We start from the raw sequence: 5739 nt of genomic DNA on the forward strand, positions 1-5739 counted from the left end.
CCGTTAAAAACACGCGGAGCAAGGTTCAAAACATGGGTCAATTCTCGATGACAATATCCGGCAATGCCGGGTCACTTCTCAGTGCAAATCAACAGTTAACGCAGATTAACGCTGGAAATGAGAACAAACAGCGAGCATTTTGCGTCTGATCGAATCCCGCTCGTTGGGGTTTTGACTGGCTATCAGTTCGGCAAACCCATGTCCTTGTGAAAAAGATGGTTGTGCTCAGGCTTTGCCGAAACCGCAACCCGTTCGCCCGACAACAGGCTAATACGTTCGCGAAAAACCACTCGGACGGGCACGCCCGCTACCCGTGAATCAGCAGTATCGTCCACTGAAGCATCAGCAAAAACTGAGTCAGAGCTAAAACTTCACACGAAAGCCGATATTGCCCTTGACGGAATAGCTGTCGCCAAAGTTGTTCAGGCTGGTATCGACGAGACCTTCTCCGTAGACGGAGAACTTGTCGTTATCCCAGTTGTAGGAACCACCGATGCCAAGGCCGCCCCAGGTGCGATCCTGGCGATTTGCAAAGCTGACGTCGGACACGTCCACACGGGTTCCTTCGAGAAACTCGTAATAGAGATTGGCAATCCCATAGACTTTGGTCCGGTTCATCAGACCCTTGTCGTTTTGCCACGAGGTCTGGTGATCGAGCGTCACGCCAAGACGGCCCTGCAGGCTTGCACCCTTGTCGAAGCTGACGCCTGCACCGAACGTGTCGTTGAAGTCGTCAAATTTGACGCGGGAATAGACAAGCTGTGCCTGTGGGGTGATCGACCATTGCGGATCGATGGCAAAGCGCTTGCCGCCTTCCAGCGACAGGGCATAACCAAAGCCAGTATTGCCGTCGGCCAGCGACCGGTTGCCACCGTCGAAGCTCAGATCGCTGTCATACCAGGTCGCCTGACCCTGTGCGTCGAAATAAAAGCCGTTCTGTCCATACCAGGTCAGCGTCCCGCCAAGGCCGTAACCATCAGTGCTAATCTTGCCGCCACCATTGATGGTGTCATAGATCGAGCTGGCCTTGGTCGAGCCATGGACATAATGCACGCTCACGGCACCGATCAGACGACCGGCTTCGGTTTCGGTGAGAAGACCATCGACACCGGCCTGCATTTTGAAGACATTCTGGTTGTAATCGACGCCTGTCGTGGATCTACCCGGTTCCATGCGATGATGGGCGCCTTCGATACGGCCCCAGACGCCATTGCCTTCAATGGCAACGCCTGCTTCTTCAGGAGCAGCATAAGGCTGGATGGCATCTGCACCCTGGGCGATGACCCGGTTGCCCGAGCCTGCCCAGACACGGTTGCCGACACGCTGCTGCAGGGTCGACAGACCATTCAGGCCCAGAAGCGACTGTGCATAGGCTTCGTAAACCGGAACACCTGGCTGATAACGCGGATCCTCCGGTTCGCCCGGAAGCTCCCGATCGCCGCCGCCATTGCCACCATTGCCGTTTCCACCGTTGTCACCCCCGGTGCCACCGCCATTATCACCTCCGTTGTCGCCATTGCCGACATCGTCGGTATAGGTCATGCGCGAACGCAGATACCAGTTGCCGTCGGTTGGCGTGCTGATGCCATTATGCTCAAGCGTATAGGCATAGGCACCGCCGACAACAGCCTGCTGGTTATCTTCGGTCACATAATCACCGAGCAGTGTGAACTCGCCCTCCGATGCACCGGCAACGTTGATGATCTTGATGCCTTCCGTGGTCGGCGCACCGTTTCCACCGGCATTGGTGACAGCGACACTGGTCGTGCCTGACGTACTGCCCGATACGTTCAGGAGATCGGTTGCAGAATTGTCGTCACCAAGAACCGTGTTGAAAGCAATCGTGCCGGCATTGCCGACATAATCACCGGTCACGTTCAAAACAGCGCCTGCAGCCGTATCGGTGCCCATATTGATCAGTCCGCCATTGGCAAGGCTTGCAACGGTCTGGCTGTTCCCCCGCAGATCAATCGTACCGGCCGTATCGACTGCATAATCGGAATTGGCGCTGAACACATTGGCAGCACCTGCCGCAAGCGTACCACCTGACACAGTCGTTGTGCCGAAATAATCACTGCCGACACCGGTCATGACCGTTTCACCTGCAACAACATCGACCGCGCTGCTGACCGAGCCATTACCGCCGGTGATGACGGCGCCGAACTCATACGCACCCGTATTGTCGGTATGATTGAACACCAGCTGACCGGCACCGGGGCCAAATTCAAGCGACGGCGTAGAAAGCGTGCCAGGAGCCCTCGCCGCCTCATTGAAGCTCGCACCAATCGTAAGAACGCCGCTGCTACCGGTCTCAACAGCCAAGAAAGCCGACGGCACTGAAAAAACCGCCTCATCAGCCAAATTGAGGACGCCTGCGCCCATATATCCGATGTAAGCGTCGGAGGCGCTTGTTATCGTGGACGGTGATCCGCTTTCATTAGTACCGGAAACACTTATCTTTCCAGTTCCTTGATTAAGCGTCCCGGCAACAACTGGGCCCGTGGTATTTATCACTGCGCCATCCAGTATGTTCAGTACGCCCGCACCGTTACGACCGATCTCGATGGTACTATCGTTTACCCAAGTTGCATTCATGATATTTACTGTACCTGACGCGCCATTATATTCTCCAACGAGCGCGCCCACGGTATGAAGAAAGCCCCCATCAGAGACATTAACGATACCGGTTCCCTCGTTAACACCAACGCTTATAAGCCAGTTGATATCCAAAGTGGATGATTGACCGTTCGCTGCAAAGCCTGCGACGTTGACGACACCTATTGCTGAAGCCCAATCTCCGACCAAGAAGCCGCTACTATTGGTAACCAGGGCGCCGTCGGCAATATTGAGTACTCCGTCCCCATAAAACCCAATTGCAGCAGAATTGGCATTCAAAACCGAGGGGCCACCGGTGGAAACATTTGAGCCGCTGACGTTCACGATGCCTTCGCTGCCAGCGTTCTCGCCTACGTACAACCAATCGGTGCTAGTTACAGTTCCACCATTATTTATCGATAACATCCCCTGAAATGTTGAGCCAACGCTCAACGTTCCGAAGGGGGTCCAAGTAGGTGATGTCGCTGGTATGGGGACAACATCGCCCGTCACAACAACGGACTGAGCAAAACTCACATTAAACGTAAGCGGTATAAATATTATTGCTCTAGTGATTTTGATTATTGGGTGTTTAAAATTAAAAGAATATAGAATTATACTTTTCATATAATGTGTTGTAGTTTTTATCATTTTTCGCCCTATTAATTAATTGATTATTGCGATCTCATCCCATATATACTGTAATGATACATTTGCTTATTTCAAAACATGAAACGAAAATAATATGTGAATAACTGATCGGGATGTCGCTATCTTTGTTTTTTTAGCAAGAAAGCCGCGGATAGCGACGGCTATATTTGGACGCAGGCGAATGGATTTTCATGCGTTAGGTGCGCGAGAGTCTGGCGCCCGCACTACCCGATCTATACTTGCTTTAAAATTTCGCCCGAAAGAGCGGGCATTGATGCTTTGTATTTTCCTTTGCCCCGGAAATAAAAAATAATATTTAATAGAAATCATCCCTCCTTATGTTAAATTAATAAAAATCTCAAATAATATTGATATAGACATAAATTATCTAAACTCGTGAAAAGGCGAAAAAGTGCATTCTTTATAGCACCGCCGGAACAAATCGTCTTTATGTTAGTTGAGTGATGGTCCTGAGAATCTGCATTCTCGGGAGAGGTGCGCGCTTTGCATTGATTATTTTTCGGAGAGAGAACGCATGAATTCAATCATATACTTGGTCGGTCTTGTTGTAATCGTCCTGTTCATCCTATCATTTCTGGGGTTACGCTAATGTCCGGACATCAGCTCGTATCGGAAACTGCAGATCGGGGTTACGTTGATTGGCCAGCGATCCTGGCGGGAGCGACAATCTCTTCAAGCGTGATGATTGTATTGACAACATTTGCGGGTGGCCTGGGACTTGGTTCAATCTCACTTGATGATGGTGATTTCAGTCTGGTTTGGCTGGTTTTAACTGCACTGTTTGTCGTTATATCTGTCGTCGCTTCGAATATGTTGGGTGGCTACATATCGGGACGTTTGCGCCGTCCCGTCGAGGCGTCAACCAAAGATGAAAGAACCGTCCGTGATGGCCTGAATGGACTAGTGGTCTGGGGTATTGGTGTACTAGTTTCGGGCATTCTCGCATTTGGAGCCGTTGCCAATGGCGCAAAGGTGGTGGGTAGTGCCGCGCAAACTGCGGCGGAAGCTACTGGATCAGCCGTTGGTGGCGCAGCACAAGGCGCTGGACAGTTGGCTGGGGGCATCGTGTCTGGAGCCGGCTCGGTGGCGGGTGGTGCAGCACAAGGCGCGGGGCAGGCCGCATCTCCATCACTTGAAAAGATGCTACCGAACGGACTTGCTAACAACCCGATCGACTATTTCGTGGATACGCTAACGCGCTCGGAGAACCGAACTGATGGCGAAAATAGCGCTGATTTCAAACGTCAGGTTACGACGGTGTTCTCAAATCTCGTTCGCACTGGGGAAATTTCAGATTCGGATCGGTCATGGATCGTAAACAGGGTCGCAGCGCAAACCGGGATCGAACAATCCGAGGTCCAAACTCGGGTGGATCAAACCATCGAACAGGTCAAAAACATCCGAGCAAATGCAGAACAGAAGCTCGCGGAAGCACAAAAGGCAATAGCTGACGCAAAGGCTGAAGCACAGCAAATAGCCGAAGACGCAAAAACCAAGGCGGCTGAACTCGCGGAAAAGACCCGCGTTGCGGGGATTTTGTCCGCCTTTCTGTTAGCTGCATCGGCTCTAGTCGCCGCGGCAGCAGCATATATTGGCGGGGTTCATGGTGGCCGTCATCGTGATGAAGGTCGGATCTGGGGCGGGTTAGCCTATCGCCGATAGTTGCTTGATATCCGCATAAATTATGCCGCGGTTCAACAGCGCCGCCGAAGACTTTCCGCCAATACAAACTCAATTTCAAAGTCTGGTAAAACCCTCAAAGGAGAGTTCACATGAATATTCGTTTTGCAACACGTCTCATGGCGGTCATGCTTATTATTGGCACAGTCGCAGGCTGTGCCAATACGATCCGAGGAGTTGGTCGTGACGCTGCAAATTCGGTGGATGCCACACAGCAGGCTGGCAGAAACATTCGTCACGCAGCCAACTGAAGCAATTGATCTTACAAGGAGAATGATTTGATGGCAAAAGAACCCGAAGACCAAATGGCGGAACAGATCGGTGAGTTGCGCAGCCAGTTGAGCGGCCTTTCAGCCCAGTTGGCAGATCGCCTAGGGTCTGCAACAGACAAGACGGAAAACGCACTCAACTCAGCAAGTTCGGCTTTTGACGACGTAGTCTCAACAGCGCTTCATCAGGGTGAACGCGTCTTGCGAGCGGCACGCGACAACCCCGGTGCCGCGACTACTGCTTTTGCTGCCATCGGAATCGTCGGCGTACTGGTTGGATTGCTTCTCGGTCGCTCCGGCTCGTCCGATCGACGCTAGAGTATTCTTTGTGCGGAGCGGCCTTGTTGTCGTTCCACACTGCTCGTGCAGATCCGATGATCAGGCTCCTGTCTATTTGGGGAGCCGGATTTTACTTCGTTGCCGAAAAGCTAGGCGGCGTGGACGAATTGGTTGACGAATTGATCGAAGCTTGATTCAAGACTGCTTTTTGGAGGCAGTCATGAGCCGAGGCGATCTGAGCGAA

At 52.1% G+C, this 5739-nt stretch carries 4 protein-coding genes and 1 pseudogene; 3 read left to right on the forward strand and 2 right to left on the reverse strand.

Features of this window, described 5'->3' with window-relative positions; all coding sequences use genetic code 11:
* Positions 1 to 363: 363 nt before the first annotated feature.
* Positions 364 to 2337: an autotransporter family protein gene (locus FHW00_RS24220; protein WP_445558039.1), complete on the reverse strand. Its 1974-nt coding sequence runs from the start codon at positions 2335 to 2337 to the stop codon at positions 364 to 366.
* Between the two features lie 180 nt (positions 2338 to 2517).
* Positions 2518 to 3246 (reverse strand): annotated as a pseudogene (locus FHW00_RS24665) (hypothetical protein); the annotation flags it as partial.
* A 609-nt stretch (positions 3247 to 3855) separates the two neighbouring features.
* Here FHW00_RS24665 and FHW00_RS24225 point away from each other — a divergent pair.
* From FHW00_RS24225 to FHW00_RS24235, 3 genes are all read left to right on the forward strand, one after another.
* On the forward strand, positions 3856 to 4929 hold the full coding sequence (locus FHW00_RS24225; protein ID WP_078341334.1) for an ATP synthase F0 subunit B: 1074 nt from the start codon (positions 3856 to 3858) through the stop codon (positions 4927 to 4929).
* 137 nt (positions 4930 to 5066) lie between these two features.
* Positions 5067 to 5198: an entericidin domain-containing protein gene (locus tag FHW00_RS24230; protein ID WP_445558038.1), complete on the forward strand. Its 132-nt coding sequence runs from the start codon at positions 5067 to 5069 to the stop codon at positions 5196 to 5198.
* 30 nt (positions 5199 to 5228) lie between these two features.
* Positions 5229 to 5534, forward strand: coding sequence for a hypothetical protein (locus tag FHW00_RS24235; protein ID WP_078341332.1), 306 nt, complete (start codon positions 5229 to 5231; stop codon positions 5532 to 5534).
* The last annotated feature ends 205 nt before the right edge of the window (positions 5535 to 5739 follow it).

This window comes from Ochrobactrum sp. P6BSIII, assembly GCF_014138065.1.
Taxonomy (GTDB): domain Bacteria; phylum Pseudomonadota; class Alphaproteobacteria; order Rhizobiales; family Rhizobiaceae; genus Brucella.